This window comes from Reichenbachiella sp. (assembly GCF_039941815.1).
Classification (GTDB): Bacteria; Bacteroidota; Bacteroidia; order Cytophagales; family Cyclobacteriaceae; genus Reichenbachiella.
Genome location: NZ_JBDVDW010000023.1, coordinates 25,740 through 45,618, shown reverse-complemented (window position 1 = coordinate 45,618; position 19,879 = coordinate 25,740). Strand labels below are relative to the sequence as shown.

Here is a 19,879-nt window from a genome sequence, read left to right as displayed (position 1 = left end):
CTGTTTGTCTATGCCGCCAACTCTGAACTAAATAGCAAAGACAAAGCAAAATAGAAGAGTGCTCACCATTCTGAATATAGGGTTTCCCTGAGTTGAACTCAATTCCAAAATGCCACAAACGAGTGCTTGGGATCCAGGTATTGTTGCTGATCGATGATATGATGCCTGAAGTCATGATGTGTATACTCCATCTTATCATACTCCAACCACAGAAAGAGATTTAGGCTGCTGTCATACTCCAACAATTGATTTTCGAAGTAATGATATCCAAAAAATTTGGGCAAGTTTAGCACCTTTAAATAGTACAGTATAGCCAACCGCTTGGAGGTCAATGAAATCATGGAGGTATCCCGTAGTTTGTGCATAATCGCATTGATCAAATCGCTATCCGTCTTCCCTTCGATCCATTGGTCCACTCGCTGTATCTCGTCGCTGGTCAGCGACTCTTCAAAAAACGGGGTTTGAGATTGATTGCGCATGCTGGCTCTGACAAAATCGAGTTTTATCAGCTGATTAGTCAGCACCTTGAGTGCTTTCTTGTCGAATGGCAGGCTTACACCCATCCGCTGTTTGATAACTTCCAGTAGCTCCGCTGGAGAAATCATCCCACAGCTGAGATATGGCAGGAACTTAGAAAAATGATTATTGAGCCTGGTTTTATAGGGCAACAATACAGGAATTTCTTCCTGCTGAATTTCTTCAAGAATACTAAGCACCGGATCTGGCACGACCACCTGATCATTAACAGCATTGAGTTTAACCCCCTTTATTTTGGTCCGAAATGTCCTGAAATCAGACGGCATTCGTGCCATTGGAAAAGACAAATCCTCTAGATCTATCAGATAGTTGGAATCAAAATAATGAATAAAAATATTGTTCTTCAGCAATTTCAGCTCAAGTGAATCCAGACATTCTTTTAGGAGGATATTGCTATTCCTAGACAGAAAAATTTGATTGACCCCATATCTTTCAATCAAACCGGTTAATGCCTCCATGTAGTTATTATCAATCACAATCAGCTCTCGATCTGCGAGATAAAGCGCTTTTTTGAGATGCTCTATCGCGTTGAGTATAAATTTTCGCTTAGTCACATTGATTGGGAAAAACTCCTGCGAAGGAATCATCTCGAAATAGTCAAGATATACAGGAACATAATCGATCTGATTCGCTCTCAAATGGTCGATAACCGATTGATCATTGAGGCGAAGATCATTGGTGAAAATAACCAGTGCTCTTTTCATATGACAGTATAGTTTAGACTATCCTCTACTCTTGATCTATGCGTAGGATACTGAGTTTTACCCGTTGAGCTTCAGCCTGTTTAATGGCGCTTTTTTCTCTATCCAGGATAGACCACCGGTGTGATTCGTTCAGCAATTGTCTGTATCTGTCTTCTAATTTTTGCTTTTTACTTTTAAATAATCCTAACATATCAAATGGGTTTTTAGTTAACAATGGATGATATTCCTCCGTCGACTGAGAGAACCTGACCAGTCATCCAGGAAGATTCCTTTGAGAGTAGAAATTTGGCAGTATTGGCCAAATCCTCGGCTTGTCCGATTCTTTTCATCGGATGTCGATTTTCATTGTTTTGAATTTTTTCTTCGGTATTCAAATATTTGCTGGCCAGCGGTGTATTAGTAATAGACGGTGCTATGACGTTGACCCTGATAGTAGGTGCCAGCTCAGCTGCCAACGAACGAGCCAGGCCTTCGACGGCAGCCTTGGATGCTGAGACTACGCTGTGAAAATTGAATCCCAAAGATGCTGCTACACTGGAAAAAAGTACGACGCTAGATAGACCTGACTGCTTCAGGCGATCCAGGTTATGCTGAATAAGTCGTACTGCGCCGATGACTTGTAAATCATAATCTTGCGCAAATTCCTCCGGTTTTAATCTGTTGAATGGTTTTAGATTGATTGCGCCGGGGCAATAAACTATCCCATCCAACTGATCTGGAAGAAGTTCCAGGTTTTGATCACTGGCCCTTACGTCCAATTGGAAACTTATCAAATGCTGGTGATTTATCTCTGGTATTTTGGTCAGATAGGTACAATAGACCTGATGGCCTTCATCCAGTAGCATTTTGCATAAGGCGAACCCTATACCTGACGAACCTCCGACAATCAAAAAGTTTTTCATCTATCCTAAATTTTGAGGATAAACGTGGAATTATATAATTTTGTTTAACTTTTTATTAATTTTCTTAGACAATATTATTTAGATGCATGACTCTATGCTAATTCTAATAACTCATCGTAGCTTCTGACCATATTAGATTTGATCCCAAATACTTCCAGCATGACCTTGGCTGCACCTCTGATAATGAGATGGCGAGCCACAACATGAATCAGATCAATCCGATTTTTGTATAGTTTGATGCATTGGTACCACTCTTTTCTTGCCCCGGGATCAAAACCGCTCATCGCTTCGCAATTCCACACCAAAATATATTGGATGGTCGGGTTCCTATCAAAAATTGATTTCCAGATTTCGGCGCCTTTTTGACTGGCTTCACGGGTGAAATGTTCTTTGAACACGAATTCAATGACATGCTCCCCCAACTCCAAATTGAGTTTGATATCAAGATTTGTTGAAGAATATAACATAGATTAGGTTTTGATATATCCTCAAACGCTGCGGAATAAAATTAGAATAAATGAAAAGACAGTGATGAAGTGGATCTAGGCTTAGTTATCGTAAAAATACAGTTACAAAACAGCAACTATGCGGATCAATAATTGGACGAGAAGAGGACTCATTGGTACAATTCACAGTCTGGTAAGGAAAAATCATCTTTTTGTTTTCTTACCAAATAATTCTTTTGGAATTTGCGTTAGTAAGATACTTCCAAAAAGTAAAAATGAAGAGACTATTTTTTTACATCCTGCTCACCTTTCTGTGCTATGGATATAGTGTCTCTAAGCATACAGACTCGCTCAAACAAAGACTCCTAAAATCTGACGCGGATACTACCAAAGTAAAACTACTTGCTAAGCTTGGCTTTGAGTACGCTTTCATCGATCCTGATTCTTCAAGACTATTTTGTCATCAGGCCATAGATCTGGCAGAAGACATTGACTTTACCAGAGGTAGCGCAGATGCGTACAACAGTCTGGCGATATCTTATGACATTGAGGGCAACCATGAAGTTTCGATTACCTATTTTCTGACGGCCCTGGATTTGTACAATAAGATTGATAATCGGGAGGGACTGGCCAGAATCTACAACAATTGTGGGATGGTATATCAAAGCCTTGGAGATACACTGCGTTCGCTAGAATTTCACAATCAATCATTGGCACTTGAGAAAGAATTAGGAGACCCTACCGGTATTGGATATTCCATGACTCAGATAGCATCAATCCACCTTCAGATGGAGCATTATGATAGTGCTTTGGTCTACTACAGATCTGCCCTCGAGCTGCTGGAAGAGATTGGAGACGTACAGGGGCTGTCTTATGTACATTGGGGGATGGGTGAATTGTATATGTATACCAACAATACTGAAAAAGCTTTGGAGCACTCCAGGCAGGCATATGAACTATTCGTGCAGGATGAGAATAGAAAAGGAATGTCCGAGACTTCAATTATTATGGGTAGAACATACCTAAAGCAAAAAGACTATGCCAAAGCTGAAGAACAACTGCTATTTGCACTTGGCCTGTGTAAAGAGCTTGAAGCAAAAAACGTGATGCTCGAATGTTTGCTGAGTCTATCTGAAATGTATAAACAACAGAGCAAATTCGATGAAGCTTTAGCTTACTATGAACAGTATACAGCACTGAAAGATACTGTACTTAAAAGTGAGATGACGGCCAACATCAAGGAAATCGAATCAAAATACAATTTTGAAAAACAACAACAACAAATTGCCCTACTCAATAAGGAAAACAACTTCCAAACCAGGCTTAGGAATATTTTTATAGTCGTAGCTATAACTATCTCATGTCTGCTGGTGATGCTCTATTGGGCCTATTTGTCCAAGGCACGAACTATGGAGGTCCTTAAAACTAAGAACAAGGAGATTGAGAAGAAGAACTCGATCATAGCCATAGAAAAACAAAATGCACTTGCGGCGGCTCAGGCCAAAACAGATTTTCTCTCCGTGATGAGTCACGAGATCAGGACGCCTATGAATGTGGTCATCGGATCCATCTATTTACTGATGGAAGACAATCCCAAACCGGCCCAATTGGAAAATTTGAATATGCTGAAGTTCTCAGCCGAAAACCTGCTGACACTACTCAACGACATCCTGGATTTGAACAAATTGGAATCGGGCAAGTTGGAATTGGAATCAATACCTTTTGATTTTAATCTTTTGATCAAGGGAATAAGTACTGGCTACAGTGCTGAGGCTGACAAAAAAGGCATAAAATTTCTGCTGGATATCGATGAGCAAATACCAAGTCAATTGATTGGTGACCCAGGGCGACTTTCTCAAATACTCAACAACCTGATCAGCAATGGCATTAAATTTACCGAAGAAGGTAGCGTATCCTTCAGTATCAAGGTGGTCGGAAAGAGCCATAAAAAAGTGAAATTGAAATTTGTTGTAGAAGACACTGGCATCGGAATCCCGGAAGAGAAGCAAGATTCTATATTTAATAATTTTACACAAGCCAACTCTAATACAACTCGTAAATATGGTGGGTCGGGGCTTGGCCTAGCCATTACTAAACAAATACTCAAGTTATTTGGAAGTGAAATATCTGTGAAGAGTAAAGAAGGAAAAGGATCCAAATTCAGCTTTAAGCTAAGTTTCAAAAATGATCATGTACTGGAAAAAGCCTAGTTGGTAGCCATTCGATAGGTAATCATCTACTCTGCTGAAGAAGCCAACTGTAAAAACTACCGTCCGAAAATATCCCTGGCCAAATACCGTGTCCTTGCCCATCGAGTGATATGAGTTCAGCCTGACTCGATCCGCATTTCATTAGTGCATCAACCATCTTTTGAGAATTTTGATAACCATAATCTGATGTACCATGATAGACGCGAATGGGGAGATCTTTAGCTTTACACAGATTGGATATATTGCCGCCAGCCGGCGCAATCGGTGAGGCTGCCGCGAGTAACTCATGCATCTTCTTAAGATTAGCCCAAGCTCCCGCACCGCCCATGCTATATCCAATCAAATACACCCTATCGCGGTCTATGGACACTTCCGCTGAGGCATGAATGAGGATTTCTTTAAGATCGACATTTGACCACGAGCATCCACTGGTACACGACGGAGCTATGACTATAAAAGGGAACTCCAAACCGGCCTTCTTTGCATATTTGCTCGGATGATGCTTAGTATTGGAGCGATCTCCACCATGCAAAAAAATAATTGTTGGATAAGACTGCTCAGACGTGTAGTCCACGGGGGTACTCAGAAGATAGGAGATCCCGGCTGCTTTCATCGATACGGCTTTCTCTATGTCTTGAGAATGAGCTGCATTAAATGATGAGAAAATAAGAAGTGTTATCAATGGTTTAAAATATCTCATGCTATAAAATTTCTGGTAGGTTTTTTCTAAAATTTCGACTTCCCTTCAGCCTTAGTTCTCCATGGACCATCACAAAAAAATCACCATGAAAATCTGGTTCTATATACTTGACATGCCTAAGGTTGACCAAATACGATCTATGGATTCTCGTCAGACTATGCTTGTAGCGCTGCTCCAGGGATTGTAATGAGGCTTTAACTATGTGCGTTTTCCCAGCAAGATGAATTTTGACATAGGAGTCCATAGCCTCCACCCATATCACATCATCTGTTTGGATAAAATAAATCTTGCCTGATGCTTTGATCACCATTTGTTTATTTTGACGATTGTAGACCAGGCTGGATTCTTTCTGTTCTTGCTGATATTCATGAATCAATCTTTTGATTTTTGTATCCCGATCTGATTCTTGTCGATCTGCATAATGCTTTTTGGCCCTGGCGATGGCCGCAATAAATCGCTCCTCACTGAGTGGCTTCAGTAGATAATCCAAGGCTTGCACTTCAAAGGCTTTCAGCGCGTACTGATCATAGGCGGTAGTAAATATCACAATTGGAATATCGGACTCTTGAATACTTCCAAGCACATCGAATCCATTGATCCCCGGCATTTGTACATCCAGGAAAATTAGGTCAGGTTTATGTTTGGTGATTTGCGAAATCGCTTCTTCGCCATCTTTGGCCTCTCCGACTACCTCGATATCATCAATCGGCTGGAGCAGAATCTGAACTCCTTCCCTTGCCTGTTTTTCATCATCGATTATAAGTACTCTCATCGGCTTTGTGAATTGTCCTTTAGAATTGGAATGACAAGCCTGGCCTCTACACCATCTTCCACCTCCAGCAGTTCGAGAGAGGCCGCTCCGTCATATACATTTTCAAGTCTGCGGCGAACATTCTCAAGTCCTATTCCACCTGTTTTCGGTTTCTCTGATTGCCATTCCCCAGTATTGTAAAATGTAAAAATCAAGGCGTTATCCTCTAGATGGCCACTGATTCGAATCATTGAATTTCCCAAGTTCTTACTCACACCATGCTTGATGCCATTTTCTATAATCGGTTGAAAGCAAAAAACCGGAATTTCATACGCCAGCATTTTTTCATCCAGATCAACAATGATTTTCAGTCTGTCTTCAAATCTTACTTTCTCAATGTCAAGATAGTTTTTGATAAAAGCAATTTCTTGATGAAGTGGCACAAACTGATGCTCGAAGCTATTGAGAGATACTCTAAGTAAATCACTCAACTTCATCAACATATCCAAAGCTTGCGATGATTTGTTTGTCCGCAGCAGAGTGGCAATAGCATTGTGGGTATTGAAGAGAAAGTGTGGCTGAATCTGCATTTTGAGCGCATTGAGCTCTGCATTCTTCAGGTCCGTTTCGAGTCTGGTAATGGCCAAAAGTCTCTTCTGATAGTCCCCATATAAATCAATAAATAAGAAAACGATCAATAGAATCCAGGCTATGATCGTAGCCTCCATGACATAAAACTGCTTTGGAAACCCAAATTGAAAGGCTTGATCAGTGAGTAGACGACCCAGAATTGCGCTAAGCAAAACGTTCATCCAGGCCTTGGTAAAACCAATAAGTGGTCCCAAAACGCCTATTGCTACCAGTCTTACTCCGATTTGGTGCTTTTTAAAGAGCCTGAATAGACGATACAATGGATCTGTGAATAGCACCCATAGCATCAATCCCGGCAAATAATAGAATAGAAAAAAACCTCCTCCAAAATCGAGGTTGGTCTTCTTCAATAAGTCAATGGCCGTAAAAAGTAGCCAAAACGGAATTGAAATGAGGATCGGTTTTTTCTTGAGACCTGCAAACATGCTCTAAATTATACTCTGGAGTTGATATTTTGTTGTAAGTAGTAAAAAGAGTGATGCAGGTATTGCCGAAGCCCTACCGCACCACTTGAACAGTTGTCAAATACCTGTAACAACTCTATTATGAATCTTTGTCTCCTTTCGCATCCAGCGCCTTTTTCAGATTCTTCTCGGCTACAGACTTCCAGTACCCGATAAAATCCTTGTTCCAATACGTGGTCAGTCCCCGATTTTCTACCTCATTAAAGGTTCTATCGGCTGAGTCAAACAATCCTATAGCAGACACCAGATCATTGTAATCTTCGCTCCGAGCCATCACCGTAGCTATCATGACGTACATGAGCGGATTCCGTGGATTCAATTTCAAAGCCTCCCTATATTTCGCTTTCTTTTCTTGATCATACTTGGCTTTTTGCTCCGGGGTTTCGGCCAACTTGTATGAGAACCAGCCATAAATAAAGCCTTCAAGCACTAAGAAATCAGATTCTTCTGCGTCTGTCTTTTCTTTCTTTAGGTCATAGGACTTGCGATACAGATCCATCGCTTCTCTAAACAGCTGCTTTGAATCTAAATCCTTGGGGTAGGACTCCACCATACCATCAAGTCTTCCGACTTGTGTATTGAGATAAGCCAACCAATAGAACCCCCGCCACTCCTTTGGGTATTTTTTGGTGAGATCTCGAAACGCTTTGAGCGCTACTAATTCACTTTCAAGAGTAGATGAGGTATCATGGATATACAATGCTTCTTTGATATCCTTGCCGAAATTTTTTTGAGCCCAGGTTTGCTGAGCAATTGTAATCAAGCACAAGAAGAGTAGTATTCGTTTCATGGTTTTTGAATTTTATGTGAAGTAATTGACTTAAAAGACCTTTTCACCTCTCCTATTGTTTAGTTTTTTTGGTAAAGCGGACGGATTCGTTGGCCAGCCGGTATAGTGAGGCATCTGGCAGATGCCATGAAGCAGTCGGTTTTTCACTTCTTTGGAGCCATACCTGTACTTCCGGTTTATTCAAGGGCAAGATTCAAAATACTTCAACTAATGATTCAAATTATTGAATTCCTTGTCTTGGTAGAGGAAATACCCAAATTCATTGATTTGATTTTCTATGCATTTCACGCTCATCTAAGTTTGGAAGACTAAATAAAAATGGTTACTAAACGAAAAATGAAAACATTATGAAACAAATAAGTATAGTGCTTGTCACCATGCTGATGGCTACGATCGGTTGTACACAATCTCAACAGAGAAACAAGCGGCCCAAATTGCCAAGTGCAGAGCAAATAGAAAAGATGGTCGATGAACTAGCTGAGCAGTTCGAATTAACCACGAAACAGAAACAGAACGTTTCTTCGATATTCAACACCCATTTTGAGGAGGTTAAAGGTATGAAACAGATGAACAGGGAAAACATGGAGAGTATAAAAGAAGGTTTCTTAGATCAATTAACAGCCGAAATCGGTGAGGATAAGAAGGAGGATATCAAAACCTTCATGGATAGTAAAAAACCTGATAAGAAAAATGGTGAGAGGCCACCTGGGCGAGAAAAATGAGATTGATGGTGAGTTTTGAGTTTGTTAGAACCTCAGTTGGTAGCTGAGGTTCTTCTTTTTTACACCCATTTGGATTAACGATTTTTTATTTCGTTGATGAAATACCCCGATTCGTAGATCATATTTTCATGATCATGCGATCAGCGCTAACCTTGTTTCATCATGCTAATGGAACAAGTGAAATATCAAATAAATCAAGACATACTAGGATCGGCCATCGCTCGGTTTAATAAAATCAATCTTGATGCTCTAAATGCAGTAAGCTTGATGAACAGGGTAGATACCAAATATCTAATCCACAAAAGGCAATTGAAGAATATACTTACCAGTATTCAGCCCTACTACAAAGCACTAGAAGTAGACGGAGTCAGCAAGGTGGTCTATGACAATATGTACTTCGACACCGATGATGACGTCATGTATCTATCGCATCACAACGGGAGGCTAAACAGACAAAAAATTCGTCGCAGAACGTATCACACCGGAACATCATTTCTGGAGATCAAAACAAAGACTAACAAGGGAAGAACTCAAAAAATACGGGTAAGATCGCTCGACCCCAACAGCCAGTTTTCAAATCTTGAAAACGCCTATATCAGTGAGCATACAGGTTTTGATCCACAACATCTGGTCCACAAACTATCTAATCAGTTTACACGCATCACGCTCATTAATAATGAAATGACCGAAAGGTGCACAATAGATACAAACATCTCCTATGAGGATCAGAATGCGGATCGGAACTTGGATGATACTGTCATCATCGAGCTCAAAAATGACAAATCAAATAAGGACTCAAAAATGAAGCTGATACTGGACAGTATGGGTATCAAACGAGTGAATTTCAGTAAATACTGCATGGGGAGGGTGATGCTGGATCCTGCTTTGAAGGCCAATAAATTTAAAAGCAGAATGCTTTCAATGAAAAAACTACAAACTAACGATTCACTCATATAATTATGAATAAGAACACTGAAATCAGTATGGATACATGGGATGGTCTGATCGCGCAAATACAGAGTACATCATCAGTCGATTATGACTTTGGCTTGCTACTCATTAGGCTTTTGATCAACTTGAGTGCCGTACTTTTATTGATTTGGCTGATCCACAAGAGGAATAGAAATACCACCGATTTTTACTTCAGCTACTTTGCCATCGGGATGACCGTTTTTCTCCTCTGCTTTCTACTCTCCAATGTCAAATTAGAGCTTGGATTCGCTTTGGGTCTATTTGCCATCTTCGGTATCATTCGATATAGAACCGATGCGATACCTATCAAAGAAATGTCCTTCCTATTTGTGGTGATCGGCATGTCTGTAGTCAACGCACTGGTAGATGCTAATATCGGTGTGCTAGGTTTAGTACTGATCAATGCCATAATCGTTTTAGGCCTCTGGGGAATAGATAAGACCCTGGTACTTAACAATCAGCAGTCACTCCCGCTGCTTTACGAAAAGATTGAAAACATTCACCCTGATAAAAGTGAAGTATTGCTTGAGGACTTAAGAGAAAGGACCGGCTTGCAAATTACTTCTGTAGACATCCTGGAGGTAGACTATCTCCGCGACGTCGCTCAACTCACCGTCTATCATGGTCGGGGTTCCAATTCTAAAATCAAGAAATCATGACTAAAATAAAAAAAATAATAGGGCTTATTGTAATGCTAACTGCGATTTTAGCCTCTACAGCATCCCAAGCCCAGGACTCAAACCAGGTGGAAAATGAATTCTCCTCCTGGTACTCTTTCAAGCTTCAGAAAAAACTTGGCTCTGGCTGGCACTTGTTTATCAATCCAGAGGTAAGACTGGATGGACTAGAAGTAGACAAGTTTTTGGTCGAATCTGGTGTCAAATACAAAATCAATAAGTATCTGAGCACCAAAGCGACTTACCGATTTACGGCAGATCAGAAAAGCGATAGGACCGAATACTCTCACAGAATAGCATTTGACCTAAAGGGTCAGACCAAACTTGGAAACTTCGAACCTGAGGTGAGATTACGATATACCACCATTACTGATTTTGACGAAGATCCCAATAATAAATACCTGAGGTACAAAGCCCAATTGGGATATAATATCCCTAAAAACAAGCTCACTCCATATGTGTCGCTGGAGGCATTTCAAGAGCTATCTGAAAACGACCTGACCAAAATGAGGTACAGCATAGGAGGTGATTACAAGCTCAAGAAAAACAACTACATAGGCCTGAGCTATAAACTAGACTACTTCCTGGATGAGTACAAAAACAGACACATTATTGGCATCAATTACAAACTAAAATTTTAAGATCATGAAACTCCTACAATACATCTTTTGTCTCTATCTCATGTCAGGCATGACCTCATGCAGAGACAGCGAATTGGATGACGACAGCTCTGGCGATTCTGAATATGCAGATATCGACTTTGGGGATACAGAGATAGATACGCCAGACTGGACCGAAAGTACGCATAGCAAAAATGGTTCTGCTGACTACTCAGTTGTATTCCCCAATGATGAGGTACTGCGCATAGATATTAGTATAGACGCAGCGAACTGGACCTTGATGCAAGACGATCTGGATGACAACATTACCATATCGCGAGGACCAGGTGGCGGTGGTGCTGATATAGACTTTACTCCCATATGGGTGCCTTGCCAGCTAGAGTTTGAGGGTAAGGAGTGGTACAAGGTCGGTATCCGATACAAAGGTAATTCCACCCTGCTCAACGCTTATCAAACGAATACGGATAAATATCCTTTTAAACTGGATTTTGACGAATTTGAAGACATTTATCCTGCCATTGACAATCAAAGGTTCTATGGTTTTAAACAGCTCAATTTGAGTAACAATTACAACGATAATTCATTCATGAGAGAAAAAGTAGCAGCTGATATTTTCAGGTCTTTTGGTGTGCCAGCAGCACGCACAGCCTTTTGCGCTGTCTACCTGGATCGAGGTAATGGGTCAGAATACCTGGGTCTCTATGCGCTAGTTGAGGAAGTAGATGACACAGTGCCGGACTCCCAGTTTTCTGATGGGGATGGCAATCTGTATAAGCCAGATGGAACAGCAGCTTCTTTTGCCTTTGGTACCTACAACGATGAAGAGATGGATAAAAAGAGTAATGAAGACGAAGCTGATTTTTCTGATGTAAGCGGACTATACGACATCCTGCATAGCGACACCAGAACTACGAGTGAGGATCAGTGGAAGGAAGACCTGGAGGGCATATTTGACGTAGACCAGTACCTAAAATATTTGGCTGCCAACAACGTGATTCAAAATTGGGACACTTATGGCAATATGACACACAATTATTTCCTGTACAATAAAGGAGGACGTCTGACATGGATTCCCTGGGACCATAATGAAAGCATGCAAGATGGGAAAATGAGCGGAGCTCTAAGCCTTTCTATGAACGAGGTGAGCAGTAGCTGGCCTATCATAAGATACATCATTGATGTAGAGGAATACAAGTCTATGTATGACAGTTATCTTCAAGAATTTGTAGAAGGAGCGTTTGAGCCGATAGCAATTCAGAGTCTCTATAGTACCTACGAATCCATGATTTCGGACTACGCCACCCAAGAGGCTTCCAGCTTCTCAAATTCGGTAAGTACCCTAAAATCTCATGTCGAAGAGCGATCAGCAGAGGTATATGATTATTTAGATTAGGTTAGGTTTTGGTGGGCACTTATAATTGAAGTGTCCGCCTTTTTAGCTTAGCCAAGAAAAGCTTTTTTAATAATATTGTGAATCCTCTATCGACATCGACCGATATGATTTATGTTTGATTGTCACTCCTACTTTAATGACCGAACAAAAAACAAATAATGGCGAAGTCCGCAGGATGCAGCGAATGGAAATATCTATTTTGCTGGGAGTTGTGCTTTTCGTCCTCGCAAGCCCTCTGATTTTGCGCCCTGAGGGTGATATCGAATGGGATAAAGCGATCAATAGATGGATTGACATTTTACCCTACCTTCTACTTCTCGGCATCAATCATTTCCTACTGGTACCTGTTCTGTTCTTTAGAAAAAAAAGAGCCAGATTTATAGTGGTAGGTCTGATCCTGGTGAGTCTGACAGGGATGCTGAAATTTTTATCTCAACCACCTGATGAAAAGGCTTTTAGAACTCCTCCTCCACATACAGAACGTTGGGGTCCTAATCCTCGCTTCGAATCCGGCGAACGCCCTCCTCATGAGGATATTGATGAACACAGACGACCAAAATTCAAGCCTTTTCGATCTGGAATAAGTCCATTTCCTCCCTTCATCAATGCAATAGTGATTTCGATACTACTTCTGTTAATTGACACAGGATTTCGATCTTCCTTCCGGTTGGTAAAAACCGAATATGATCATAATCAACTGGAGAAAGAAAACATAAGAAACCGACTTTCTATTCTAAAAAACCAGGTAAGTCCACATTTCTTTATGAATACTCTCAACAATGTGCACGCTTTGATCGAGGTCAATCCTGAAGAGGCACAGCATGCCATAATCAAACTCTCTAAGCTCATGAGAGCCATGCTTCAAGAACCTGATTCTGAGAGCATTAGATTGAAAGATGAAATCTCCATTCAAAAAAACTATGTTGAGCTTATGGGTATCAGATACAACCATAAACTGGACTTGCAGACTAACTATCCGGATGATATTGCAGAGCAGAAAATACCGCCGCTGCTTTTTACATCGCTAATAGAAAATGCTTTTAAATATGGAGTAAGTTACAAGGCTGATTCTTTTATTCATATCTCTATGGAAATCAAAGGAGAAAAGCTAAAGTTTGAAATAGCTAATAGCAATCACAAAAAAGGAAATGAACCTACTGGAGGTATTGGCCTAACAAATGTTAGAGATCGACTCCAATTGCTCTATCAATCCGACTATGAAATGGTAGTCAAAGAGGAGGAGAATAAATTTACTGTACAACTTACCATACCACTATGATCAGATGTATCGCCATAGAAGACGAACCACTAGCTCTCGGTCAAATAGAAAGTTACATCAATAAGACGCCATTTCTTGTTTTGTCCGGATCGTTTGACAATGCCCTCGAGGCTTTGGAGTTCCTTGGAACAGAACCCGTAGATTTGATATTCACAGACATCAATATGCCGGACCTCAATGGAATGGATTTTGTGAAATTACTCCAGCATCCGCCAAAGGTGATATTCACAACTGCCTATGAAGAATATGCAATAGAAGGTTATAAAGTGGATGCGTTGGACTATTTGCTCAAACCCATTGGATATACGGATTTTCTGAAAGCCGCCAATAAGGCCAATCTTTACTTTGAAAACCAACCTGCTTCATCTGTGGAAACCAAAAGCACTGATGACTTTCTTTTTATCAAATCAGAATACAAGGTCATCCGGGTCAACTTCTCAGATATCAAATACATCGAGGGCATGCGAGAATACGTTCGCATTCATCTGATCAATGGCAAACCACTGATGTCGCTGATGAGCATGAAAAAAATCGAAGAACACCTGCCTGGTAATAGATTTATGCGCGTACATCGCTCCTATATTGTCAACCTGGCCCAGGTATCGACTGTCGAGAAAATGAGAATTATATTCGATGGAAAGGTATACATCCCAATAAGCGACCAATACAAAGAATCCTTTCAGCAGTACATGGATAACCACTTTTTGTAGTCTTACGGACCTATACAATTAATAAAAAAGTTGTTTAACCTGAAATATGCATTAGATAATCTATTCCAATCATAAAGCACTTTGGAATAGACGCTTAACATATATTTATTGAATCACCATAGCGGTGCTATGCCTCTTCAATATAAGTGCCTCTTTCTTTGCGCTTTATAGCTTTCATCACGATTCCTAATGCATAATCCAGGTTTGACCCAAATTCTATACTCCTAATTCTTGCACAAAAAAGGCTCGCAACCTTAAAGTTACGAGCCTCTCATTCTATTTGATATTATATTATTCGTATCTCAATGCCTTTACAGGATTTACTTGTGCGAAGTTTAGAGTTCTTAGACTTGCAATCGTAAGAGAAACTATCACAATCGTCAGTACCGGCAAGGTAAAAGTGATCGCATCCATGGCTTTATAGTGAGTAAAAATAGAAGCAATCATACCATCGATCATGAAGTACCCAAGGGTAACCCCAATACATGAGGCGATCAACAGCAATAGGAAATACCCTTTATTAATGAGATAAACAATATGCCCGATATCTCCTCCTAGTACCTTTCTCACTCCTATTTCTTTTATTCTCTTAATCAAGTTAATCGATACCAAGGTAAAGAGTCCCAAAGAAGAAAGTATAAAAGCTACGATACCCAAAAAGGCGAAAATGGTGGTGATGTTGTTGTTCACCTCCTTGGCCTGTCTAAGTAAATCATCCTGGAAAAAACCATTGAATACCTTGGTTGGCACCTTGCTATTCCAATCTGTTTCCAAATAATCATATACCTCCCGTACCTTGCTCACATCTGTTCTGGCGACCACAAAACTATTGGTACCATCGTCTTCAAATCTTAAGCTCTTTAGCGTAATTCCTACCGGGTCGATAGGTGCCCAGAAGCCATACATATAGAAATTCTTGACAACTCCTACAACAGTGAGTGTCGTTGTATCATTGACCGCAATACGCTTGCCGAGAGGCTCCGTCCAATCAAAGGCCTCCACCATTTTCTCATTGATAATGATGGATCCTTCGCTATCAGAAGCTTCAAGCTCTTTTGAAAAATACCTTCCTTCTACGATATCAAGTCCCATTGTTTCCAAGTAACCAATGCCTACATCCAGCATGTCTGACTCGACCTCGACGCCTTCACTTTCTACTCTGAGACCATAATTACCACGTCCGATGTGGTTTTTTGCACTGGCTATAGCCTCAATGTCCGGGTTAGCCTGCATTGAGCTAATCGTTTTTTGGTACTCGTTGTCATTTAGAACACTTACCACAATCAGCTGCTCTCTGTCAAATCCCATATCGAGCGTATCCTGATACCTCGCATTTTGCACAAAGGCTACACTTGCGAAAATGGCGATCACGGTGAAAGTATACTGTAAGAACAAAAGCCCTTTAGTCAGCTTTCCAGCTCCGCCGATACTAAGACTCCCGCGTAGGATACTCACTGGCTCGTACTTGCTGACATACAATGATGGATAGAACCCTGCAAGCAATGTGGTGAATATGAGCAATACCACTAAAAACAGATAGAGCTCAAAATCTTTGGCAAGATTCATTTCTAATTCCATACCCTGCCACATAGCTCCATAGGCGGGCACCAAAAAGTAGGCGATCCCTAAAGACATCAATACACCAAGGAAACAGACCGTAAGATTTTCTGCCATGAACTGCATAATCAGTTGTCGTCTACTTCCTCCCAGTACTTTCCTGACACCGATTTCTTTCAATCGTCTATTGGAAGTCGCGATTGCTGTATTGGTAAAATTGAAACAAGCCACCAGCAAGATCAGCAATGCCATGAGCTTGGGAGTCAGTGTGGCGGCAGTTGGCATCGCATTACGCAAATTGTCCCATCTGATTTCCTGAGAAATGTGCGCATGATTGTTCATTGGACTTAGCAAGTAATTTTTGATGATAAAATCAGGCCTTGCCTTGTTCTGAATAGCCACGTAGTCGTTGAGTACAGTTTCTACTTCTTTGGCACGAGCGGGATCATTGATGTAGACGAAAGTAGCCTGAGCAAACTTGCTCCAGTTGCCTTTCACGTTGTCATCATACATGCGATATCTATTCTCGAAGCCGACCAAAAATTCGAAGTGTACCGAAGAGTTTTGCGGGGCTTTTTTCACCACACCGCCGATGGTAAAGTTGAAGCTCATGCCCGTGTCGTCGAACACAGTCAACACCTTGCCCATTGGATCTTCGTCGCCATAGAATTTTCTGGCATACTCCTGAGTCACGATAGCCTTGTCTATATCATGGTAGGCAGATATATCCCCTTGGATCAGAGGAAAGGTAAAGGATTCAAGAAAACCTGAATCCGCATAACAAACGCTAGTATTGAACACTTTGTCGAGATTCACATCTCTTGCTGTGAAGGCATGACTTTCAAATCTGAAGACTTTGTCAATCCCTACTACATCATTTTTGAGCACGTCGGTCAACGGCATAGGCACTCTTCCGTATTCGCGTAGATCTCCGTTATTGTCTCGAATATTGTGAATTTTGTAAATCTGATCAATTTGAGTGTGATTTTTATCAAAATCAGAATTGTATTCAGAGTTGATATATGCCACTATGCAACAGGCGAGAGCAAGCCCTAGTCCTACAATGTTAATGGAGACAAAAACCTTGTTTTTCAAGAGGTTACGAATGGTAACCTTTAGATAATTTTTGAACATGAGTTATGGTTTTTTTGAGTTTTTGATTAAATATTCTTCTTATAAGATGTCCCTCCCTATAATTTAGTTGCAATTCTTGAAAAGAAAAAAGGAATACCTCCCGCTGTAATTGATGAATCAGGAGAGAAATGGGTAATCAGGTCAATAAAGCTATTATTTACACCTAATTAAAAGTTTGTGAAAATTGATGCGTAGCCATTGTGCTGGCTAGATCATCCCTCTGGACTTTAGCTCCAGGTACTTGTTGATCGAATTGATAGAAAGGTCCTCTGGTCTGGAATAAATGACTTGCAATCCATATTGTTGCAGACTCATAATCACCTTCTTTTTCTCTGTTATGTATTTCTGTGCAATGGTATGGTTGTAGATATCCAGCACATCTTTAGCACTGTTTGCCCAGTACTCTTCCAGTTCAGTATTTTGAAAAACTACAACTACTAGAAGGTGCATCTTATTGAGTTTTCTAAGTACCGGCAATACTCTTTCCAGAGCATAAATGCTGTCAAAATTTGAATAGAGAAAAATGAGACTTCGTCCATTAATCATCTGTCTGACCTTTGCGTATAATAACTCATAATTCGCCTCTATCTTAGTTTCTTTCTCATTGTATAACGAATGAAGGATCTTTCTAAACTGGGTCTTTCTCCTATCAGCATTTACAAAAGTTTCTATCCTATCCGAAAAGGTCAGCAAGCCAGCTTTGTCATCTTTCGTCAAGGCAGTATTCGCTATGATCAAACTGGTATTAATAGCATAATCCAGAAGGCTCAGTCCATTGAAGGGCATTTTCATGGATCGGCTCTTATCTATAAAGCAATAGACGGGTTGAGCTTTTTCGTCAGTAAACTTGTTCACCATCAATCGGTTTGATCTCCCTGTTGCCTTCCAGTTGATGCTTTGATAATCATCCCCTATGCTATATTCACTTATCTGTTCGAACTCATAGCTCTGCCCAAGTCGTCTGATTTGTTTCACTCCATAATATTGCGACATGTTGCGCATGGCCATCAAATCAAATTTTTTGACATCCATAACAGAAGGATAGACCGGTACCCTCATTTCGTTGTCGATCACTATTCTCCTCTCCAACAGGGACATCCAAGATCTGACATACAAGATGGTATGACCAAACTCGTACTCACCTCTCACAATCGGGCGAAGCTCATGTTTGACCGTTTGCGAAGAGCCAGGTTGCAAATGGAGTTCCTTGGCACTCTCACGGAGTTGAAACTGATAGGGCAGTTGGTTGTAGAAGCTTATTCCCAGAGGGATGTTGGAGTCATTCAGAATGGTGGTTTTGATTACATTGATATTACCCAGAGACATCACGTTGGGGAGATCACGATTTACCTCAAGTCGTACTTTCGAATTGAATAATAATCGAATATCCCATGCAATCATACCTACAAAAGTAATCAGCAGAATTTTGGCCACAGGAAACATGATCGGATATGGAAATCCTAAGATAAAGGCCATTACCAGGCCAGCCAAGACTACAAATAGTCGTGAGTGGATGAATATATTTCTAGCGGCTCTAATCACCTTGGGACTTCCACAGTTTTGATAATCTCCTGAATGACGTCTTCTATTTCTACACCTTCCATCTCACGTTCTGCACTCAATATCATTCTGTGATTGAGAATCGGGGTGAGCACGACCTGAATGTCTTCTGGTATCACAAAGTCTCTGGCACTAAGTGCTGCCTGCGCCTTGGCCGCTTTCATAAGTGCTAGGGATGCCCTTGGCGAAGCCCCTAGGAACAAATCTCCATTGTTTCGGGTATTGATCACAATGGCAGCTATATATCGAACAAGTTCGTCTTTGATGTGTATTTTTTCTACGACATTCTTAAAGTCTTCAATGTCCTTTGGTTTGAGTACAGCCTTGACATCGTCAGCCACTGCGGCACCAAAGTCCAGTTGGAATCTCCTCAGGATTTCCTCTTCATGATCTTGCGAAGGATACTCCATTTTAATCTTAAACAAGAAGCGGTCAAGCTGTGCTTCGGGAAGCTTATAGGTTCCTTCTTGCTCTATTGGGTTTTGGGTAGCCAGTACCATAAATGGGGCTCCCATTTTGTTGGTGATACCGTCGACCGTCACTTGCTGCTCCTCCATCACTTCAAAAAGTGCCGCTTGCGTCTTTGCCGGAGCTCTATTGATTTCATCTATCAGTACAATATTTGAAAATATGGGGCCTTGCTTAAATGTAAACTCTGAGGATTTCAGGTTGAAGACATTGGTGCCTATTACATCTGTGGGCATTAAATCCGGAGTAAATTGAATCCTCGAAAAATCTGCAGAAAGGGTACGTGACAATATTTTGGCAATCATGGTTTTAGCAATACCCGGGACTCCTTCCAGAAGCACATGACCATTGGTAAACAGGCCAATCAGAATCATATCTATGGCTTTCTTCTGCCCTACGATTACCTTACTACATTCCTGTCTGACCTGATTGATTTTGTCATTAAACTTCTGAAGTTCCTTACTTACCGGAGACACAGTTTCCTGAACTGGAACTGGCTCAGCTGATGATTCTTCATTGGCTGATTCTGCGGCTGCAGGATTTGGCGAAGTGTTTTCAGACGCAGTGCCTTCCGGAGTCGAGTTATCCAAAGGAGTGTTTTCCTGAGCTGCGTTATCTTCGATTTCTTCCAT

19 protein-coding genes are annotated in these 19,879 nt (G+C 40.9%); 8 read left to right on the top strand and 11 right to left on the bottom strand.

Features of this window, described 5'->3' with window-relative positions; all coding sequences use genetic code 11:
• Positions 1 to 98: 98 nt before the first annotated feature.
• The 4 genes from ABJF11_RS03520 to ABJF11_RS03505 form a co-directional block, all read right to left on the bottom strand.
• Positions 99 to 1,241 (bottom strand): deoxyribodipyrimidine photo-lyase, encoded by a 1,143-nt coding sequence (locus ABJF11_RS03520; protein ID WP_348118089.1) that lies wholly within the window; start codon positions 1,239 to 1,241, stop codon positions 99 to 101.
• 25 nt (positions 1,242 to 1,266) lie between these two features.
• Positions 1,267 to 1,431: a Lacal_2735 family protein gene (locus ABJF11_RS03515; RefSeq protein ID WP_348118088.1), complete on the bottom strand. Its 165-nt coding sequence runs from the start codon at positions 1,429 to 1,431 to the stop codon at positions 1,267 to 1,269.
• Between the two features lie 13 nt (positions 1,432 to 1,444).
• On the bottom strand, positions 1,445 to 2,143 hold the full coding sequence (locus ABJF11_RS03510) for an SDR family oxidoreductase (RefSeq protein ID WP_348118087.1): 699 nt from the start codon (positions 2,141 to 2,143) through the stop codon (positions 1,445 to 1,447).
• 92 nt (positions 2,144 to 2,235) lie between these two features.
• Positions 2,236 to 2,610 (bottom strand): hypothetical protein, encoded by a 375-nt coding sequence (locus tag ABJF11_RS03505; protein ID WP_348118085.1) that lies wholly within the window; start codon positions 2,608 to 2,610, stop codon positions 2,236 to 2,238.
• A 254-nt stretch (positions 2,611 to 2,864) separates the two neighbouring features.
• On the opposite strand from ABJF11_RS03505, the gene ABJF11_RS03500 reads away from it, so the two are divergent.
• The gene (locus ABJF11_RS03500) at positions 2,865 to 4,799 is read left to right on the top strand and encodes a tetratricopeptide repeat protein (RefSeq protein WP_348118084.1); all 1,935 of its coding nucleotides are present in this window, start codon (positions 2,865 to 2,867) and stop codon (positions 4,797 to 4,799) included.
• 22 nt (positions 4,800 to 4,821) lie between these two features.
• Here ABJF11_RS03500 and ABJF11_RS03495 read toward each other — a convergent pair whose 3' ends face one another.
• The 4 genes from ABJF11_RS03495 to ABJF11_RS03480 all read right to left on the bottom strand — a co-directional run bounded on the left by ABJF11_RS03495 (position 4,822) and on the right by ABJF11_RS03480 (position 8,155).
• Positions 4,822 to 5,499 (bottom strand): hypothetical protein, encoded by a 678-nt coding sequence (locus tag ABJF11_RS03495; RefSeq protein WP_348118083.1) that lies wholly within the window; start codon positions 5,497 to 5,499, stop codon positions 4,822 to 4,824.
• Between the two features lies 1 nt (position 5,500).
• Positions 5,501 to 6,271, bottom strand: a complete 771-nt coding sequence (locus ABJF11_RS03490; protein WP_348118082.1) for a LytTR family DNA-binding domain-containing protein — start codon at positions 6,269 to 6,271, stop codon at positions 5,501 to 5,503.
• A complete protein-coding gene (locus ABJF11_RS03485; RefSeq protein ID WP_348118081.1) occupies positions 6,268 to 7,326 on the bottom strand; it encodes a histidine kinase in 1,059 nt (352 codons plus the stop codon). The genes ABJF11_RS03490 and ABJF11_RS03485 overlap by 4 nt, the downstream gene beginning before the upstream one ends.
• Before the next feature lie 118 nt (positions 7,327 to 7,444).
• On the bottom strand, positions 7,445 to 8,155 hold the full coding sequence (locus ABJF11_RS03480; protein WP_348118079.1) for a hypothetical protein: 711 nt from the start codon (positions 8,153 to 8,155) through the stop codon (positions 7,445 to 7,447).
• Between the two features lie 347 nt (positions 8,156 to 8,502).
• Between ABJF11_RS03480 and ABJF11_RS03475 the strand changes: the two genes are divergently transcribed.
• The 7 genes from ABJF11_RS03475 (at position 8,503) to ABJF11_RS03445 (ending at position 14,528) form a co-directional block, all read left to right on the top strand.
• On the top strand, positions 8,503 to 8,877 hold the full coding sequence (locus tag ABJF11_RS03475) for a hypothetical protein (RefSeq protein ID WP_348118077.1): 375 nt from the start codon (positions 8,503 to 8,505) through the stop codon (positions 8,875 to 8,877).
• A 162-nt stretch (positions 8,878 to 9,039) separates the two neighbouring features.
• Positions 9,040 to 9,834, top strand: coding sequence for a polyphosphate polymerase domain-containing protein (locus ABJF11_RS03470; RefSeq protein ID WP_348118076.1), 795 nt, complete (start codon positions 9,040 to 9,042; stop codon positions 9,832 to 9,834).
• Positions 9,835 to 9,836: 2 nt separating this feature from the next.
• A complete protein-coding gene (locus ABJF11_RS03465) occupies positions 9,837 to 10,508 on the top strand; it encodes a DUF4956 domain-containing protein (RefSeq protein ID WP_348118075.1) in 672 nt (223 codons plus the stop codon).
• A complete protein-coding gene (locus tag ABJF11_RS03460; protein WP_348118074.1) occupies positions 10,505 to 11,167 on the top strand; it encodes a DUF2490 domain-containing protein in 663 nt (220 codons plus the stop codon). Before ABJF11_RS03465 ends, ABJF11_RS03460 begins: the two co-directional genes overlap by 4 nt.
• 4 nt (positions 11,168 to 11,171) lie before the next feature.
• Entirely contained in the window at positions 11,172 to 12,539 is a 1,368-nt protein-coding gene (locus tag ABJF11_RS03455; protein ID WP_348118073.1) for a CotH kinase family protein, read from the top strand.
• Between the two features lie 136 nt (positions 12,540 to 12,675).
• Positions 12,676 to 13,818 carry a histidine kinase gene (locus tag ABJF11_RS03450; RefSeq protein ID WP_348118072.1) on the top strand — a complete coding sequence of 381 codons (1,143 nt, stop codon included), beginning with the start codon at positions 12,676 to 12,678 and terminating at the stop codon, positions 13,816 to 13,818.
• A complete protein-coding gene (locus tag ABJF11_RS03445; RefSeq protein WP_348118070.1) occupies positions 13,815 to 14,528 on the top strand; it encodes a LytTR family DNA-binding domain-containing protein in 714 nt (237 codons plus the stop codon). The genes ABJF11_RS03450 and ABJF11_RS03445 overlap by 4 nt, the downstream gene beginning before the upstream one ends.
• A gap of 291 nt (positions 14,529 to 14,819) precedes the next feature.
• On the opposite strand, the gene ABJF11_RS03440 is transcribed toward ABJF11_RS03445, so the two are convergent.
• The 3 genes from ABJF11_RS03440 to ABJF11_RS03430 all read right to left on the bottom strand — a co-directional run bounded on the left by ABJF11_RS03440 (position 14,820) and on the right by ABJF11_RS03430 (position 19,879).
• Positions 14,820 to 17,219, bottom strand: coding sequence for an FtsX-like permease family protein (locus ABJF11_RS03440; RefSeq protein WP_348118069.1), 2,400 nt, complete (start codon positions 17,217 to 17,219; stop codon positions 14,820 to 14,822).
• 207 nt (positions 17,220 to 17,426) lie between these two features.
• A complete protein-coding gene (locus ABJF11_RS03435) occupies positions 17,427 to 18,695 on the bottom strand; it encodes a DUF58 domain-containing protein (RefSeq protein ID WP_348118068.1) in 1,269 nt (422 codons plus the stop codon).
• A 62-nt stretch (positions 18,696 to 18,757) separates the two neighbouring features.
• Positions 18,758 to 19,879 (bottom strand): MoxR family ATPase, encoded by a 1,122-nt coding sequence (locus tag ABJF11_RS03430; RefSeq protein ID WP_348118067.1) that lies wholly within the window; start codon positions 19,877 to 19,879, stop codon positions 18,758 to 18,760.

What these genes read in the sequence shown, in the direction of transcription:
- ABJF11_RS03520 (WP_348118089.1), bottom strand. Translation starts at nt 1,241, where the DNA reads ATGAAAAGAGCACTGGTTATTTTCACCAATGATCTTCGCCTCAATGAT.
- ABJF11_RS03515 (WP_348118088.1), bottom strand. Translation starts at nt 1,431, where the DNA reads ATGTTAGGATTATTTAAAAGTAAAAAGCAAAAATTAGAAGACAGATAC.
- ABJF11_RS03510 (WP_348118087.1), bottom strand. Translation starts at nt 2,143, where the DNA reads ATGAAAAACTTTTTGATTGTCGGAGGTTCGTCAGGTATAGGGTTCGCC.
- ABJF11_RS03505 (WP_348118085.1), bottom strand. Translation starts at nt 2,610, where the DNA reads ATGTTATATTCTTCAACAAATCTTGATATCAAACTCAATTTGGAGTTG.
- ABJF11_RS03500 (WP_348118084.1), top strand. Translation starts at nt 2,865, where the DNA reads ATGAAGAGACTATTTTTTTACATCCTGCTCACCTTTCTGTGCTATGGA.
- ABJF11_RS03495 (WP_348118083.1), bottom strand. Translation starts at nt 5,499, where the DNA reads ATGAGATATTTTAAACCATTGATAACACTTCTTATTTTCTCATCATTT.
- ABJF11_RS03490 (WP_348118082.1), bottom strand. Translation starts at nt 6,271, where the DNA reads ATGAGAGTACTTATAATCGATGATGAAAAACAGGCAAGGGAAGGAGTT.
- ABJF11_RS03485 (WP_348118081.1), bottom strand. Translation starts at nt 7,326, where the DNA reads ATGTTTGCAGGTCTCAAGAAAAAACCGATCCTCATTTCAATTCCGTTT.
- ABJF11_RS03480 (WP_348118079.1), bottom strand. Translation starts at nt 8,155, where the DNA reads ATGAAACGAATACTACTCTTCTTGTGCTTGATTACAATTGCTCAGCAA.
- ABJF11_RS03475 (WP_348118077.1), top strand. Translation starts at nt 8,503, where the DNA reads ATGAAACAAATAAGTATAGTGCTTGTCACCATGCTGATGGCTACGATC.
- ABJF11_RS03470 (WP_348118076.1), top strand. Translation starts at nt 9,040, where the DNA reads ATGCTAATGGAACAAGTGAAATATCAAATAAATCAAGACATACTAGGA.
- ABJF11_RS03465 (WP_348118075.1), top strand. Translation starts at nt 9,837, where the DNA reads ATGAATAAGAACACTGAAATCAGTATGGATACATGGGATGGTCTGATC.
- ABJF11_RS03460 (WP_348118074.1), top strand. Translation starts at nt 10,505, where the DNA reads ATGACTAAAATAAAAAAAATAATAGGGCTTATTGTAATGCTAACTGCG.
- ABJF11_RS03455 (WP_348118073.1), top strand. Translation starts at nt 11,172, where the DNA reads ATGAAACTCCTACAATACATCTTTTGTCTCTATCTCATGTCAGGCATG.
- ABJF11_RS03450 (WP_348118072.1), top strand. Translation starts at nt 12,676, where the DNA reads ATGACCGAACAAAAAACAAATAATGGCGAAGTCCGCAGGATGCAGCGA.
- ABJF11_RS03445 (WP_348118070.1), top strand. Translation starts at nt 13,815, where the DNA reads ATGATCAGATGTATCGCCATAGAAGACGAACCACTAGCTCTCGGTCAA.
- ABJF11_RS03440 (WP_348118069.1), bottom strand. Translation starts at nt 17,219, where the DNA reads ATGTTCAAAAATTATCTAAAGGTTACCATTCGTAACCTCTTGAAAAAC.
- ABJF11_RS03435 (WP_348118068.1), bottom strand. Translation starts at nt 18,695, where the DNA reads ATGGCCTTTATCTTAGGATTTCCATATCCGATCATGTTTCCTGTGGCC.
- ABJF11_RS03430 (WP_348118067.1), bottom strand. Translation starts at nt 19,879, where the DNA reads ATGGAAGAAATCGAAGATAACGCAGCTCAGGAAAACACTCCTTTGGAT.